Origin of the sequence: Hanamia caeni (assembly GCF_003721595.1) — a bacterium.
Classification (GTDB): Bacteria; Bacteroidota; Bacteroidia; order Chitinophagales; family Chitinophagaceae; genus Ginsengibacter; species Ginsengibacter caeni.
The window spans coordinates 89,549-106,550 of record NZ_RJJR01000019.1; the positions used below are offsets into that span (position 1 = coordinate 89,549).

The following is a 17,002-nucleotide window of genomic DNA, read 5'->3' on the forward strand; positions in this document are numbered from 1 at the left end:
ACCATTTTTTATTTTGCCAAAAAGTTAGCTTAGCTTTTCGATTGCACATAATCAATAACATCGCCCGAAGCTATAACAGGCTTTCCAGCTACATTGCCGTTGTACCAATAAATCCAGGCATCCACCACGCTCCCATCGTCGCAGTATACTTCAGACAATTCCCTCCTGTAAGTTGCAGTTTCATCCATTTCGGGGCTTACGCCTTCATAATCGTCTAACTGGCCAATGGCAAAAGAAAATTCATTAGGATCATTTATTTTATACAATTCTCCTTTTATAAAATAATTTTCATCAGTGGGTGTAGCTACGGGATAATTGCCTAAATCACTCAGCAGGCCTTTTACTTTTGCATTGCCTTCAAATGAAAAATACCTGCGTATGTATTCATATTTTTCACTTTGAAAACCCATCCGCAAAGAACTATATACAAATAAAAAATCTGAATGCGCTCTTTTCATTTTTAAAAACGATTTATACGAAAATAACAATAATTGCATCAGGGAATGATAATCCTGATTTTTGTGATCATTTGCAATAATTCAAAACTGCATTAAAAATCTCTTTCCGTACGGGATTCACATTGTAATAAAAACCAGTGTCTAACAATCCCATATTTTGACGGTTAATTAATAAAATAACAGAAATATTTAAAGACGGCACAATTACAATGCTTGTGCCTGTAAAGCCTGTATGGCCAAAAGTGCCTGCCGGCGCATTATTCATAAAAGAATCTTCTGTGTCCATCATCCACCCGAGCCCGTTTTTGAATTCATCCCTGGTTAAAAACAATTCAAGCGTTTTTTTTGATATAAATTGCCTGGCCCCCACTTTCCCATTATTCTTTAGCATATCAACCAGCTTTTGCAAATCATCTGTTGTTGAAAATAAACCTGCGTGGCCACTGACGCCATGTAGTGCATACCATGCATTTCCATCATTTACCTCTCCACGCAAATTATAATGCCGCCAGCCGTTCCATTGATTAGGATCTATTTCTTTAAATACATATCCCAGCGAAGAATCGTGCACCATTCTTGTCTCAAAAGGATTACCATGAGAAGTAGCAGCAAATTTTGCAAAGCGGCCTGCTGCAAGAGGATTGTAAGTGGTATGGTGCATGCCCAGCGGTTGAAAAATATATAGGCTGTCGAATTCCTCCAGTGGCATTCCTGAAAGTTTTTCAACAATCTCTCCCAAAAGAATAAATCCAAGATCGCTGTACTTTCTGATTTTACCTACCGGATACGCAAGCGGCAATTCATGAATCAGCCTGTATGTTTCCTCTTTGCCGGAAGCGCGGTAAAAGAGCGGATACCACGTAATGAGCCCTGCAGTATGCGTAAGCAAATTGCGAATCGTAATTTGTCTTTTGTCGCCGCTGCCAAAAGCAGGAATGTATTTGCTTACAGGATCGTCTACATGAATTTGACCCCTGTCTACTAACAACATAATCGCCGTAGTAGTCCCTACTACCTTAGTCAGCGAAGCGAGGTCAAACAGGTCTCCAGGTGTCATCTTTTCGGGGTGAGCTAAAGGCTTGTTGTGGTAATCATTTCTTTCAGCAAAGCCAAAAGCCTTTTTGCAAAGGATTTCTTTGCCTTTCTTTATTTCAACTACCGCACCGGGAATTAATTTTCTATCCACCTGGCTTTGTAAAATACTGTCAACCGTATAGATGAGCTTTTGGTGTTTTGTGTTTTCAGAAACGTGTTGAGCTGCAGCGCCTGAAACCAGAAATGAGAAAAAAAACAAGAAGAAAAAATAATTATTTACCATTCATATTGGCTTTAATTAAAAGTACAGTAAAGCCATAAATATCTTTATTTTTTATTTTGAAAAATGAAGCGGCGGGCTCAACAATCAAGTATCATCAGCATACTGGTTTATTCGTTAAATACCTTTATTTTGGCTATCTTCAGTAATAATAAATTGCACCATCATGAAGAATATCAATTTTTTATTTACTGCCATTTTTCTCTTAACAGGTTTTATATCCTCTTCTCAAAAAATAGAAGGAGCCTGGCAAAATACCAGCGATTCAAAACAAACGGTATTGCTATACCAGGATGGATATTTTACACAAAGTGAATATACTCCCAACCGTTTTTTGCAAACCTGGGGCGGGCCTGCAAAAATTAATGATGGCCGCATGAATATTTTTATGGAGTTCAATTCAGCAGACAGCAATGAGGTAGGAAAAGAGAAATCGGTTATTGTGGATGTTAAAGACAATAAATTATCGATCAATGAGAATGGATCAGAAAAAATATATAACCGTATTGATGCTGGAAACGCGCCACTGGCCGGTGTTTGGAAAATAAGCGCCCGCGAGCAGGAAGGGAAGGTAGTGCCTATACACCAAACAGGCGCACGTAAGACTTTAAAAATGCTTTCAGGTAACAGGTTTCAATGGTTTGCCATAAATCCTGATACAAAACAATTTTCAGGAACAGGCGGCGGCACTTATACTTTTACAGACGGAAAATACACTGAAAATATAGAGTTTTTTTCAAGAGATAATTCGCGGGTGGGCGCGCGCTTAACATTTAACGGAGAACTCAAAGATTCACAATGGCATCACAGTGGGCTCAGCTCAAAAGGTGACAAAATTTATGAAATCTGGAGCAGGCAAAAGCCATAAAAGCATTGGTTTTGTTAAATTAGAAATTGAATCTTTTTTGACTACACTTAAAAGCCAAATCTGGAATTAATTTAGTAACTTACCTACGATGTTATATTGTTACTTTGATTCACATTTAAGGGCGCTTTCCAGGACAGATGAATTAAATATTTAGGTGTGCTTGTTGAATAAAATTGGTTACCATCATTCTCCGAAAACCCAAAGGATGTTGCCGCCCCTTTCTTACAGAAAATATAAGTTGACAGATCATTAAGTTTATAAAGCAGGTTTTAATATAGCTAAGTGGAAATATTTGCCTGATACTTTTCGGCAACATTCACAATCTAAAATAAATCACATCCAATATTCTTGCTAAAAGCCGCCCCGGGAACGCCGTTGGTGTTTTCACCAATAGCGTTTTTTAATGGATAGCTTATGTTCAATACTACATACCAGTAAACCATGAAATAACAGTGATTTTTATTTTAAACCTGGCTGCGCGAAATCATAGAAAATTTTTTCTACTTATTTAGCTCAAATGTATATTTTCGTGCGCTGTTCAAAATTGTTTGATATGAAAAAAATTTTTGCCCGAATACTGCTGTTATTTGCTTTCACTATGATAGTTTCCCATACCACAAAGGCGCAGGCAAATGATCATCCATCTTTAAATCATGTGGCGGTGTATGTAAACGACCTGCAAAAAAGTGGCGATTTTTATAAGAGCATTGTAGGCCTCGAAATGATTCCCGAACCCTTTCACGACGGAAGGCATATTTGGTTCAAAATAGCGGCCCACAGCCAGCTTCATTTGATAAGCGGTGCCAAAACCGTTGAGGAGCATGATATAAATGCGCATCTCTGTTTCAGCGTTTCATCAATGGAAAAATTCATTGATAATCTCACCAAAAACAAGGTTCCTTTTTATAGCTGGCAGCGCGAAGAGGGTAAGATAACAAAAAGAGTAGATGGCGTTCAACAAATCTATTTTAAAGACCCGGATGGCTATTGGATTGAAATCAACAACGATACTTATTAAAAAATCAGTCCGCACTTTTTCCCGATTTCTAAAGTCACTGCTCCGTTACTTAATGCAATAATCCTTTGCTCCTACGGCTTATATTTTTCCCTTTGATTTTAAATCAAATTAGGTTTCGTTCTAATACTCTAATCTTAAGCCCTGTACAGAAGTTGATTAGGAAAAGCCGGCGGAATGGTATTAGGCTGTAAACCAGGAAATAATTAAGATTTAAATTCCGGAACAACGATTGGAAATTAGCATCTAACTGCATTATGTGCTAAATCATATAAGTGGATGATGAAAATCATTACGGCGGAAGAGCCAATTTAAGAACTTAGTAAATTACTCTAAAAGATCACATACTATACATATGGCAGGGAACGAAAAAATTATAAGTACGAACGGCGACACGCGGGAATTAAAAATTACTTTACAGGAATTGGAAAAAGTGCAGGCTTTTCAAAAGGCCATATTGGAAAATGCAGGCGCCATGATAATTGCTACAGATGACAAAGGCACCATCCGGCTTTTTAATCCGGAAGCAGCCAAAAAGCTGGGGTATACTGAAGAGGAGATTTTGAACAAAAAAACACCGTTGCTTTTTCATGATAAACAGGAAATCCGGCTAAAGAGGCAACAACTGATTGATGAGTTCGGTGAAAAAGAGTTTAATGACTTCGACGTTTTAGTGGAAAAAGCGCGTCGCAATTTGTATGCAGAAGAAAGGTTCAATTATATAAATAAATCCGGAGAAATATTTCCCGTATGGTTGAGCATTACGCAATTAGTAAATGGGCAAAAGGCACCTACGGGCTTTTTGGGGATTGCTTTCGATATTTCAGAAAAAATAAAAGCAGAACAAAAATTTAAAAAAACGGAGTTCCTGTTTTTACAGTTATTAAATAATTATCCGGATGGAACTATCAGCATCATCGATCGTGATCTGCATTTTGTGTACACCGGCGGCGAATTGCACAAACTTCTTAATGCAGATATACAAATGCTTATCGGAAACGAAATATTTCCATTCTTTCCCAAACCATTGCGTAGAATAATTTTTCCAATGCTGGAAAGCATTTTCCAGGATAAAATATTTATTACTGGCTTTGAGCTTCCTTATCAGATTGCGAATGGAACTTATATTATGGATGCATTTCCTTTAATTGAAGAAGATGGCTCTGTGAATAATATAGGGGTGATTATTAAAAATATTTCAATGCTAAAACAGGCAGAAAAAAATCTCCGTGAAGATTTAAAAATTGAAAGAGAATTAAATGAATTAAAATCCAGGTTCGTATCCATGGCCTCTCATGAATTCAGGACGCCGCTAAGCACTGTGCTTTCGTCTGCTTATCTTATAGAAAAATATACATCACAGGAAGATCAGCCAAAACGCGAAAAGCATGTGCAGCGAATTGTATCATCAGTAAACATGCTTACAGATATTCTAAATGATTTTCTTAGCCTTGGCAAAATTGAATCGGGAAAGCTGGAAGCAAAATTTACAGAATTTAATTTGCGCGACTTAGTGGCCGAAACTGTGGATGAACTAAAGAATACGCTTAAAAAAGAACAGCAAATAAAATATACATTTGAAGGCGAACCATCAGCGGTTTTGGATCCCTCATTGGTAAAACACATTCTTATAAATCTTATTTCCAATGCAAGCAAATTTTCATCTGATTCATCCACTATTAAAATAAAAGCCTGCCGCAGCAATGGCCAAATCATGCTTGCGGTGAAGGATAATGGTATGGGAATTCCAAAGGAAGATCAAAAGCACCTTACAGATCGTTTTTTTCGCGCCAGGAATGCCCAGGATATCCAGGGCACAGGGCTTGGGCTGCATATTGTTTTGAGGTATGTTCAAATGATGGATGGAGAATTTCGTTTCGAAAGCGAGGTAGATAATGGAACGAAATTTACAGTTACTTTTAAAACATAATAAGCACAATAAATGAAAAAGATTTTATTAATTGAGGATAATGAGGACATACGCGACAATGCCGCAGAAATTCTGCAATTAGGCAATTATGAAGTAATCGTGGCTGAAAACGGAAAAGCCGGAATGGTGAAAGCCATGCAACACAAGCCCGATCTGATTATTTGTGATATTATGATGCCTTTCCTCGACGGCTATGGCGTTCTTCACGCGATACATAAAAATGATGCGCTAAAAAATGTTCCATTCATATTCTTAACTGCTAAAACTGAAAGAAGTGATTTTCGCAAGGGGATGGAGCTGGGCGCTGATGATTATATCACGAAACCCTTTACCGGCACCGAGTTGCTAAATGCGGTTGACAGCCGCCTGAAAAAAATAAGCAGCATAAAGGAAGAGCTTTCACGGATGGATGAACTTCAATACCTGATGAAAAATACACTAGGACAAGATGACTATCAACTGTTTGCCGAGGGGCGCAATATTAATAAATACAAAAAGAAGCAATCAATTTATTCCGAGGGCGACCGGCCCTACTACCTGTTTTACATCATTAAAGGCAAAGTAAAGACCTTTAAAAGTAATGATTATGGCAAAGAACTGGTAACCGAACTCTATTCAGAAGGTGATTTCCTGGGATATGTTCCTTTGCTGGAAGATACGCTGTACAAGGATTCTGCCGTTCCATTTGAATCATCTGAAATCGCAGTGATCCCACGGAAAGATTTTGAACAGATGATTAATAATAATAGAGAACTAGCACAAAGATTCATCAGGCTGCTCGCTAAAAATATTGCCGAAAAAGAAGAGCACCTGGTAAATCTCGCTTACAACTCTTTGCGAAAAAAAGTGGCAGACGCACTTGTGATTTTGTACAGGAAGTATTACACAAACGAAGCTCAGCCGGGAAGTATCGTTATCAGCCGGGGAAGCCTGGCCTCCATTGCAGGCACAGCCAAAGAATCCATGATACGCACGCTCAGCGATTTTAAGAACGAGAAATTGATAGACATTAACGATGATGGAAGCATCCAAATCCTGAATCTAAAAAAACTGGAATTGATGCTCAATTAGTACAATTTATCCATTTAGTTAACGCCTGAGTTATATTTAGAAATTATTTTCTAAAATAAATATCAGCCGGTTATTTGATTCCGGAAGCTAAGAAACGTGGAAACCATTGACTGAAAGCGCAAATCAGATTGCTTTAGCTCTTCATTGAATTTTTTCATTTTTTCATTAAATCCTTCTTTTTGCATTGAGTCGTCCATTATTCTAGAAGACTGCTTTTGCAATTCAACGATTTCTTTTCTTAAATCATTTGTTAGCTGTTCTTCATTAATAAAATTATTCTGGAACTCTTCAATCTGGTCAAGGCGGCTATTGTCAAAATTATTTTTGAGAATATCGGCAAGCATATCTTTTAAAACAAGGTTTTCTTCCATTCGCAGGTACAACCGGGTTTTCCAGGCAGAAATTTCTTTCTTTAATTTTTTTAAGTGAGAGTCGCTGCCGTGGCCGCTATTTAATGTGTTAACAGTCATAATAAGGCAATTGAAAATTTTATAAAATTATCATCAAACAACATCAGAAAGAGTAACACAAAACAGTTTCCTACCTGATATATATATCACCCAAAAATTTATTTAAAAAATACCCCGCAAAAAAATTGCGGGGATGTTTCCGGATGGATTAAGTTGATTATTTAACCTCAATTTGTTTGCTGATAGTTAGCTTTTTTGCTTCCTCTTTTTTAGGCAACATAATTTCAAGAATGCCATCATTATACCGGGCATCAATTTTTTCTTTATTTACTTCGTCCGGAAGCGTAAAGCTGCGCTCGAAAGATGAATAGCTGTATTCTTTTCTGCTAAATTTTTCTTCTTTTTCTTCTTCTGTATCCTCCAGTTCGCAACTGATTGTAAGAAGGTTTCCTTCTACATCAATTTTAAAATCTTTTTTCTGTAATCCGGGCGCAGCCAATGATACCAGGTAATCCTCTTTTCTTTCAGAAATATTAACCAGAGGTGCTGCAAGAGGTTTTGCAGACAAACCACCGCTAAACCAATCCTGCAATGGGTTCATAAAAAAGTCATCAAACAAGAAAGGCAATCGTTCTGTTCTCCTTGCTAATTGTGTGTTCATAGTTCATGTTTTAGTTGATGATACAATTATTGTTTACATAGCAAAAATACCTTTAGCTGTTTTCAAACCCGGTAACTTTAGTCAACCCGGGCGATGAGTTTGGTCATTGCCCTAAAAAAGAATGGATTAACAGCATACGAAGACAAAGAGGGAACACCCGCGGCGGATAACAAATGCTAAAGGTTACACACAAAGATCTATTCACTTTTGCAAAATAAAAAGGCTGCACCAAAATCGCTTTCGGTACAGCCTCTTTTAAACTTGTTCGGAAAATATATTAATACCTGTTTTTGTTATAACTATTTCCGCTGTTGAAATTTCTGTTGGATGCAGGACGCGCTTCCCTTGGTTTCGCAACACATACGCTGATAGCCCTGTTTTCTACAGTGGCGCCGTTTAATTCTGTAATTGCTTTATTGGAAGCTGTTTCGTCAGCCATTTCAACGAAGCCAAAGCCTCTTGATCTGCCGGTTTCTCTCTCTGTAATTATTTTAGCAGAGGTAACTTCTCCGTAAGGAGTAAAAAATTCTTTTAAGTCTTCATCCTGTACGTTGAAGCTTAAATTTGAAACATAAATGTTCATTCTTGAAAAAATTAAATGATTAATGATGAATGAGAAAGGCGAGAAGTAAGAAACTAACTATGATGCAGATTTGCGTAAGCAATAAAATTAATGAATACTAATGCGAGGCTCAATTTAACTGCGCGAAGGTAATTGTTATTTTCATATCGCCAAAGAAATAAATAATTCTTCACTCATCCTTCAAAAGGATAACAACCGATGTGTATTCAATAAACCAAAAATCAATTCAGCAATTCATCTATCGGAATCGCCTCCAGGTAAGGGCTGATTGCATCGGTATCCGGTAATATCCTGAACTCCACAATTGCCTTGTCATCAACGTTACAATAGGCTTCCACGTAATAATCTTCTAACTGAAAAAGGAAAATGATCTGATGCTCAAAGGTTCGTTTTGCCAATGCCACACCATTGTTCATTAGTTGCCATTTTTTCTCTGCCTCACCTAATACAATAAATTCAGAAAGATTCATAATGTTAATTTTTAAAAGTTAATCAATAAAATAACTGCCAGAACATTACACTAAACTGATAAAAGAAAACAAAAACCTGTAACTAAAATGATAATAACTAAACTGAAAACGGATTGCAACATATGATAAAACCCCACAACGAGGGCTGAATGCTGCCAATGAAAAGACAGCGCTAAGGTAAAGCATAAAATGTACAACTCTGCAAATGTTCCAGGCTCACGAAACGATACCAGCTTTCCCGAAGGAGTTGTGTGCTGCAATGCCCCAGCAAATTTTGCAGGTTGACAGGCTATTCTACCATCCCGGTTCGTGAATATGATTTTTACAGGGTTGCTCGTAGGTAATGATTTTACAAAAACAATGGGCATTAAAGTGCTGAAGGGAAAAGATTTTACAGGAACGCCTGCTGACAGCAGTTATGTGTTACTGAATGAAGCGGCGGTAACGGCGATGGATGTTAAAGATCCTATAGAAATGAAGATCCGTTATGGAAGAAAATCCGAAGAATATACAGTGCTTGGAATCGTTGGTAATCTGGTTCAGGAATCTCCGTTTAAACCGGTTGATCCCATGATTATTCTTTACAAGCAACAAAATGCCGGCATCATAAGCGTTCGGCTGAACGACGGCGTTACACCTCAAAAAGCACTTTCTTCGATTCGACCGATTTTCAAGAAATACAATCCAGGTTTTGCCTTCGATTATAGTTTTGCAGATAAAGAATTTGAAAAGAAATTCATTAACGAAAATCTTATCAGTAAACTCAGCAATCTTTTTGCAGCGCTTGCTATTTTCATTTGTTGCATAGGTTTAGCAGGACTGGCAGCATTCACGATAGAAAAAAGGATCAGGGAAATTGGCATCCGGAAAGTTTTGGGTGCTTCCGTACAACAACTGATATTGTTGATATCAAAAGAATTTTTGAGGTTGGTATTAATCGCTTTCCTGATCGCGGTTCCGGTAAGCTGGTGGGTGATGCACAATTGGCTGCAAAAATATGAATACCGGATTTCCATCAGCATTTGGATGTTTGCTATTGTAGGCGCAGTAATCCTTTTATTAACGTTGGCAGTTGTAAGTGCCAATACTTTAAAGGCAGCAACACGCAACCCGGTAAAGAGTTTGAGGACCGAATGACCGAAAAGTATAGTTTACAGTAAACGAACTTTTAAAGAGAGTTTTTATTCTGCTATCCCCTGCTGCTGTTGGCGTCCCCGCCTACAGCTATTAACCTGTAAACTTTTTTTAGAACGAGTCAGATTAAAATAAAAACACAGGACTCAGATTTAACTATCTGAGTCCTGTGCATCTTTGTTTTAAATAATTCTTTAGTTTATTTAGCAGGAATAATATCAATAATTACTGTTCTGTTATAAAATCTTTCTTCCGGAATTGTATTTTCAAAAGTCGCGGTGCCTGCATCTTCACCAAATCCATACGATTGAAATTTTACACCTTTCGTTCCGGCTTTTGCCAGTGCCTGCTCAATGGTCTGCTGAGCCGCTGTTGCCCTTTCCTGGGATAGGGTATGATTGTATCCTTCATCTCCTATAATATCTGTATGGCCATGAATAATGACCGTTCCATTCTCAGGAACAAGTGGCGCTATAATATCAGTAAGGAAATTTTGATAAGCAGCAATTGATTTTGATTGATCGAAATTGAACAGGATGCTGTACCGTAATCCTTCCTGTTTAGGATCCCCCATCTTCATTAAGCTAACTGAGCTTTCTTTCTTAATGGTACCGCCATTTTTTGTTTGCCCAATCATCATAATTTTATAATTGCCCTGTTGGCTGCTGCCCAAAATTTCTTTTCCTGAAACTGAAGCCTGGTCTTGTGTATAAGGGCCATAATGCTTTACGTTACCCTGTTCGTCAGTAACATCAACCGACCATGATTTTAATGATTCAGCAGCGCCGTCTGTATTAAACAGAACGTAGCTGTCTAATGGATTAGCTTCTGTAGTATTTATTTCTACAGGTTTTAAAAATGCTGAACTACTTCCTCCCACCTGCATCAGCAATTCAGGAGAAGTGCTTACAATATCAACCCTGTGGTCTTCTTCACGTAATAACGCAAGCTCCTTGTCAGCGCCGGGTTGTTCTGATGATATAGCAGGTTTATCTCTTCCATTTATACTTATCCTTGAACCATCTATTCCAAAAACGCTAACCAAATACTGCTTCACATTTCCGGCCATTATTTTTCCTTCAGCCGGATTTTTATCTGATGCGCCAATTAAAGTAATAGTACTTTTCGGATTGTTACGCATGCGATCTCCCATAATGTTTAAAATATTATGATATACTGCCAATTGCCTTGTTGAACGGCCATTATTTAAATTATCAGGCTGGCCTTCCTGTAATTGTGTTTCTTTAAATGCGGTTGCCTGATCTTCATTTAGCAGGATATACCGGGCAGGTATCTCAGTTGATTCAGCATTAAAAAATACTGAGTTAATAAGCGGGAATGTTTCTTTTACCTGGCGGCTTAATGGAACAACTTTAGGTGCGCGAACTGAAAACTGCACTTCCTTTTCCTGGACAACCGGTATGGTTGCTACAGGTTCTTCAACTGATTTTGCAATTGATTTCCTTGAAGTTCCAAACTTTAATGCTATGCCTGCACGAACTGTATAGAATGACCATGATTCTACAGACCGTGGTTCATGACCAAAGTCGGTAAGAAAAGACACAAATGGAGAAACGGTCATCTGTGTTGCACTTGCACGTGCAGAAACCGGAATGTCAATGCCTGCGCCTGCCTGGGCTGAAAATACAGTCTTGTGTATATCGCTCCAGTCGCCCCTGGTATCGGCTTGTTTTTCCTGTGTGTAAGTAAACTCTTTACTCACATTGAAACTGAACGTAGGTCCCGCGAAAATATAAAAGGCATTTGCAAAAGGAGCCAGGCGTAAACTCGGTTCAACAGTTACATAACTGATATTGGTTGACAGGTCTGCTGCACAATTACATGGTGCTATTACGCCATCAAACTTTCCTCCGCGGTTATCGTAACCTATATTGAGCATACCACCCCATACTTTATTCGGCCTGTACTCAGTAAGTAAAGAAAGATAAGGCTTCACAGCATATCCTTTGTGAAATGCAGCCGGCACTGTTAAATTGCTGTTCAGCATTTGCGTGGTACCGCGATAAGTATTAAAGTTTGCGGCACCCGATTCGCCAAACCACCATACGGGTTGTGTTCGCTTTACCTTTTGTGCATTCACTGCGGTCCCTGCAAAAATTAACATCAGAAATAGGGTTGCAAATTTTTTCTTCGATATATGAAATTGTAACATGAAATATTTTTTAAAAATTAATTGTATTGATTGGGAAAAAATCCCGCCCTGCGGCGGGATGAAATTAGAGGTGTTTAATAATTGTTGTTATTGTGGTACGTTGATGGTTGTGTTTACCATGGTAACTGAGGCATTTAAGGAAAGTGCTCTGCCATTCAATACCGTTTGAACTGCATTACCTGCGGTAGAGAAAGTAACACCTGCAGAAGCGATAATAGTTCCGCTCATAATGCCGCCGCCTGCTCCGTTAATAGTAGCTGCACTGCCCACATACCAATATACATTTTTTGCCAGACCGCCGTTTTTCATTTTAACACTGCGGGCACCTGATGGACCGGCAACACCAACTGTTAAACCGCTTGCGGTCTGGAATATCCACTGCGCATTCGGATCTCCTTTAGCATCGAGCGTAAGATCCCCATTGGTTATTTTAAAAGTGCCGCTTGCAGATTTATAGACACCCGGAGCCAGTGTAAGTCCTCCCAGTTCACCTGCACCCGGATCAGTTCCACCTGGTTTTGAAGCCGGCGAAATACTGTTATAAGCAATGGTTGCATCTGCAAGGGCTTTCGTTGCAATGGTAAATGAAGTTGCATTTCCGGGAGTTGGAGGAGCTGTGAAAATTCCCCCTGTTACATCTCCTACATTAAGTGGGGTTTCTGTATAAATAGCGTTTGTTTTTCCATCATGAAATCCTGTTATTAAAGTAGAAGCGGCAGTTGTACCGATACTTCCGTCGTTTATTATCGTATTTAATCCCTGGTTGGTGATTCCCGCATTTCCGCCAAACGCTCCAAAAAGAGCAGCGCTTCCCAAAAATGATGGAGGTGGTATTGACGCTGTAGTAAAGCTCCACACGTAATTACTTACCAGTGAATTGCCTGCAACGTCTTTTGCTGCCGTTGTAATGGTGGCTGTATAAGTAGTGCTTGCAGCGAAATTAACTGATGGAGTAAAAGTAGCAGTAGTACCTGAGTAGCTTACCGTTCCTGAAATTGCATTTGCTCCCTGTTTGAGGGTAAAGGTAGTAGAATTAATTGTTGAGGAATCCATTGCTTCACTGAATGTTGCGGTGACTTTTTTATTCAAAGCTATGCTGGTAGCAGCATTAAGTGGGTCTGTAGCAATTACAGTGGGTGGCGTAGCATCGCCGCTCGTTGTAAAGTTCCATACGTATTTGCCTGCAAGTGCATTGCCGGTCACATCTTTAGCGCCGGTAGTAATGGTACCAGTGTAGGTGGTATTGGCAGCAAGATTAGCGGATGGAGAAAAAACAACCGTTGTTCCTGCATATGAAACCGAACCATTTACGGCAGTTCCGCCAAGCGTTGTATTTACTAATGTAAAGCTGGTAGTAGTGGATAAAGAATCCATTACTTCACTAAAAGTAGCTGAAACCTTTTTGTTGAGGGCCACACCTATGGCTGCATTCACCGGATCGGTAGAAATGACTGTTGGTGCTGTTACATCCGGACCTGCTCCTGTTGTAAAATTCCAGACATAATTACTTACCATGGCATTGCCTGCCGGGTCTTTAACACCCGAAGTAACTGTTCCTGTATATTTGGTATTTGGCAAAAAATTATCGGCTGGCGAAAAAGTTGCGGTTGTACCCGCATAAGTGATCACCCCGGCAATGGGCGTTGTTCCCCTTGTTATGGTAAATGTCGCCCCATTGATAGTAGAAGCGTTCATCACTTCATTAAACATGACATCTATTGTCTTGTTAAGACTAACCGCCGAAGCAGTATCGGCAGGGCTGGTAGATATTACCTTGGGACAAACGCCAATGGTCCCCGGTTCTTCGTTAACTTTTTTACATGCCGCTGCAAAAACAATCAGTAGTAATAACATAAACCATTTGTGGAAAATGCGAGAGTAGCCTTTACATGTGTGCCTAAGTGTTTTCTCCTTTTGGAGAGAGTTGTTTTTCATAACTGTGTTTTAAATTAATTGTCGTGTTTTTATTTTTTACACGATAATAAAACGCCACATTAGGTCAATAAAATCTGTAGAGGTGTTACATGATTTTGCGAAAAGAGTTACATCTTTCACACATATTACAAATCCGGTAGGTGGTTTTAGTGCTGTTGTTTGAAGTAAGATGGGGTTAAACCGGTCACCTTTTTAAATTGGTTGGACAAATGAGCGATACTGCTGTAATGAAGTTTCAAGGCTATTTGTGTAAGGGTTAATTCACCCGCAATGATTAATTCTTTCACCCGCTCAATTTTTTGTGCAATAATAAATTTGCGGATGGGAATGCCTTCTGCTTCTGAAAAAAGATTAGAGAGATAAGTGTAATCATAATGCAGTTCCTTGCTGAGGTAATCTGAAAAATTCATTTGCAACTGGTCATCTGAATGATGAACCAAATTCACAATGATGTTTTTTATTTTTTCAATAAGAACCGGTTTTTTATCGTACGTTGGTTCAGCCGCGGCCTTCTTTTCCATTTGCCAGCTAATGTCGTGCATAACCCCTATTATACGGCTGGCCTTTCCATCCTTATTTCTAATAATGGTTGCCCTGTTAAATACTTTGGCAATGGAACCATCGGCCTTAATAAAGCGACAAGTATTTTCCCAGTACATAACCGGTGATGCAATTGCGTCGTTTATGCCTTTTGTGATAGCTTCTTTATCATCAGGGTGGAAGTAATTAACCCAATCTGCAGCCATATCGCCGGCATTGTGGTTTGTGCCATATCCAAATAATTCTTCAAATCTGTCGCTTAAAAAAAATTCATTCGTTACCAGATTCCAGTGCCATATCCCCTCAAAAGAAAGATGGGAAGCTTTCAGCAATATTTCACTGTTATCTTTTTCATTAGAATTTTCCTTAAGCTTTTTTTCAAGTTCCTGCAGCTTGCTTACATCCTGTATAGCCCCGATAAGCCTTATCGCTTTTCCCTGTTCATCTCTCACAATGCTCGCCCTGCTGGTAGTTGAGGCCACAGATCCGTCACAGCGTCTGAACATATAGGTATCGTCCCAGCTTTTATTATCTGAAAAAAGGGTATCCCATAGTTTTTTTTCAACAACATTTTTTTCATCCCGGATAAGGCAATGGCTAAAATGATTAAAATATACGGTATTATTTTGCACTTTATAACCAAATACTTCCTCAATACTATCACCTACATAGATTTCACCGGTAACAATATCCCAGTCCCACATAACATCGTACGACGTTTTGGCTATGTGTTTTATCCATTCGTTATTTTCCGCAAATCTTGCATCCGATTTTTCCTGCGCAACAACGATATCATGTGCCACTTTTTTATCTTTCTTTTCTTCAATCTTTTTTTGCTTTGATTTAGCAAGAATAATATTGGCTTCGACTAATTCATGTTTTCTATTGTCAATTTCTTTTTGCTTCAGAATGCGTTGACTTATATCAGCAATGGTGGTAATCGCTTTTTCAATTCCATCCTCATCCGTAAAAACAGCAGAAGTGATTTCACAGGTGAGCGACTCCCCACTTTTTTTTAAAACTTTTACACGGGCTACCGCTTGCCCTTCAGCATTCCTTTGCCTGAGCATTTTTCTAAAACTGCTTTCGTTTGCAGTGAAAAAAGATGTGATGCTTTTGTTTAATAACTCTCTTTTAGAATAGCCAGTCAGTTTGCGTGCGGCGTTATTAGTCAATATGATCTTTCCGCTGCTGACAATCGTAACGAGGTTTGCCTGTGCTACATTACTAAAGGCGAGCTGAAGAAGCGTATCGTTATTCGCGCCCGAAGTGAAATATTTTTGATGAGACAGAAGTTTTTTATTTAGAGGTTTGTAGGATTTGCAGTCAGTATTGGATTATAGGGTATAGTAACCTTAGCCGGATATATAGCAATAAGGCTGCCAATATATCTGAATGCCGGTTCCACAGAACGTCCCACTTCGGAAAGGTACAATTTCCGCAACTCAACCTCAATATGTGGACCCTCGTTTAGCGACAAAGCAATCTTCTTATTATTTCAAGGAACGCTGAGATTGCTTCGGCAAATGAACTTTTCTTTCACCTGGAATTTTTTCTTTTGCCTCGCAATGACGCCGCGGTGGTGAGTTTGCACTGGTAATGTTCGTGATGCTGATAAGTTGGAGAATGTTCATCTTTTAATCGTCATTGCGAGGAGCTTGGATAATGTTCATTTTTTTAATTAATCTCATAGCGACGAAGCAATCTCCCTTTAATCGTCATTGCGGGGAGCTGGAATAATTTCATTTTTTTAATTAAAAACTATAGCGACGAGCAATCTCGTAGTTATGAAGTTATTCTTTACCTGGAGATTGCTTCGGCAAATGAACTTTTCTTTCACCTGGAATTTTTTCTTTTGCCTCGCAATGACGCCGCAGTATTGAGTTTGCACTGGCAGTTTTCGTTATGCGGATAAGTTGGAGAATGTTCACTTTTAAACGTCATTGCGAGGAGCTTGGATAATGTTCATTTTTTTAATTAATCTCATAGCGACGAAGCAATCTCCTTTTAATCGTCATTGCGGGGAGCTGGAATAATTTCATTTTTTAATTAAAAACTATAGCGACGAGCAATCTCGTAGTTATGAAGTTATTCTTTACCTGGAGATTGCTTCGGCAAATGAATTTTTCTTTCACCTGGAATTTTTTCTTTTGCCTCGCAATGACGCCGCGGTGGTGAGTTTGCACTGGTAATGTTCGTGATGCTGATAAGTTGGTGACTGTTCATCTTTTAATCGTCATTGCGAGGAGCTTGGATAATGTTCATTTTTTTAATTAATCTCATAGCGACGAAGCAATCTCCTTTTAATCGTCATTGCGGGGAGCTTGAATAATTTCATTTTTTTAATTAAAAACTATAGCGACGAGCAATCTCGTAGTTATGAAGTTATTCTTTACCTGGAGATTGCTTCGGCAAATGAACTTTTCTTTCACCTGGAAA

14 protein-coding genes are annotated in these 17,002 nt (G+C 38.8%); 5 read left to right on the top strand and 9 right to left on the bottom strand.

Annotation, left to right across the window (positions count from 1 at the left end; translation table 11 throughout):
* Positions 1–29 precede the first annotated feature (29 nt).
* Positions 30–458, bottom strand: a complete 429-nt coding sequence (locus EFY79_RS19040) for a gamma-glutamylcyclotransferase family protein (protein WP_123122354.1) — start codon at positions 456–458, stop codon at positions 30–32.
* Between the two features lie 67 nt (positions 459–525).
* Entirely contained in the window at positions 526–1,752 is a 1,227-nt protein-coding gene (locus EFY79_RS19045; protein ID WP_158605254.1) for a serine hydrolase domain-containing protein, read from the bottom strand.
* Positions 1,753–1,939: 187 nt separating this feature from the next.
* Between EFY79_RS19045 and EFY79_RS19050 the strand changes: the two genes are divergently transcribed.
* The 4 genes from EFY79_RS19050 to EFY79_RS19065 all read left to right on the top strand — a co-directional run bounded on the left by EFY79_RS19050 (position 1,940) and on the right by EFY79_RS19065 (position 6,657).
* On the top strand, positions 1,940–2,641 hold the full coding sequence (locus EFY79_RS19050; RefSeq protein ID WP_123122338.1) for a membrane or secreted protein: 702 nt from the start codon (positions 1,940–1,942) through the stop codon (positions 2,639–2,641).
* Between the two features lie 553 nt (positions 2,642–3,194).
* Positions 3,195–3,659 carry a VOC family protein gene (locus tag EFY79_RS19055; protein WP_123122355.1) on the top strand — a complete coding sequence of 155 codons (465 nt, stop codon included), beginning with the start codon at positions 3,195–3,197 and terminating at the stop codon, positions 3,657–3,659.
* A gap of 352 nt (positions 3,660–4,011) precedes the next feature.
* Positions 4,012–5,586, top strand: coding sequence for a sensor histidine kinase (locus tag EFY79_RS19060; RefSeq protein ID WP_123122339.1), 1,575 nt, complete (start codon positions 4,012–4,014; stop codon positions 5,584–5,586).
* A 12-nt stretch (positions 5,587–5,598) separates the two neighbouring features.
* On the top strand, positions 5,599–6,657 hold the full coding sequence (locus tag EFY79_RS19065) for a response regulator (RefSeq protein WP_123122340.1): 1,059 nt from the start codon (positions 5,599–5,601) through the stop codon (positions 6,655–6,657).
* Positions 6,658–6,719: 62 nt separating this feature from the next.
* Here EFY79_RS19065 and EFY79_RS19070 read toward each other — a convergent pair whose 3' ends face one another.
* The 4 genes from EFY79_RS19070 to EFY79_RS19085 all read right to left on the bottom strand — a co-directional run bounded on the left by EFY79_RS19070 (position 6,720) and on the right by EFY79_RS19085 (position 8,781).
* Positions 6,720–7,127 carry a hypothetical protein gene (locus EFY79_RS19070; protein ID WP_123122341.1) on the bottom strand — a complete coding sequence of 136 codons (408 nt, stop codon included), beginning with the start codon at positions 7,125–7,127 and terminating at the stop codon, positions 6,720–6,722.
* Between the two features lie 157 nt (positions 7,128–7,284).
* Positions 7,285–7,728 (bottom strand): Hsp20/alpha crystallin family protein, encoded by a 444-nt coding sequence (locus EFY79_RS19075; RefSeq protein ID WP_123122342.1) that lies wholly within the window; start codon positions 7,726–7,728, stop codon positions 7,285–7,287.
* A gap of 277 nt (positions 7,729–8,005) precedes the next feature.
* Positions 8,006–8,311, bottom strand: a complete 306-nt coding sequence (locus tag EFY79_RS19080; RefSeq protein ID WP_123122343.1) for an RNA recognition motif domain-containing protein — start codon at positions 8,309–8,311, stop codon at positions 8,006–8,008.
* Between the two features lie 221 nt (positions 8,312–8,532).
* A complete protein-coding gene (locus EFY79_RS19085; RefSeq protein WP_123122344.1) occupies positions 8,533–8,781 on the bottom strand; it encodes a hypothetical protein in 249 nt (82 codons plus the stop codon).
* Positions 8,782–9,096: 315 nt separating this feature from the next.
* Between EFY79_RS19085 and EFY79_RS19090 the strand changes: the two genes are divergently transcribed.
* Entirely contained in the window at positions 9,097–9,918 is an 822-nt protein-coding gene (locus EFY79_RS19090) for an ABC transporter permease (RefSeq protein WP_148041980.1), read from the top strand.
* A gap of 196 nt (positions 9,919–10,114) precedes the next feature.
* Here EFY79_RS19090 and EFY79_RS19095 read toward each other — a convergent pair whose 3' ends face one another.
* The 3 genes from EFY79_RS19095 to EFY79_RS19105 form a co-directional block, all read right to left on the bottom strand.
* The gene (locus tag EFY79_RS19095; RefSeq protein ID WP_123122346.1) at positions 10,115–12,088 is read right to left on the bottom strand and encodes an OmpA family protein; all 1,974 of its coding nucleotides are present in this window, start codon (positions 12,086–12,088) and stop codon (positions 10,115–10,117) included.
* Between the two features lie 87 nt (positions 12,089–12,175).
* The gene (locus EFY79_RS19100) at positions 12,176–13,942 is read right to left on the bottom strand and encodes an Ig-like domain-containing protein (RefSeq protein ID WP_123122347.1); all 1,767 of its coding nucleotides are present in this window, start codon (positions 13,940–13,942) and stop codon (positions 12,176–12,178) included.
* Positions 13,943–14,169: 227 nt separating this feature from the next.
* Entirely contained in the window at positions 14,170–15,855 is a 1,686-nt protein-coding gene (locus EFY79_RS19105; protein WP_317128046.1) for a PAS domain-containing protein, read from the bottom strand.
* Between the last annotated feature and the right edge of the window lie 1,147 nt (positions 15,856–17,002).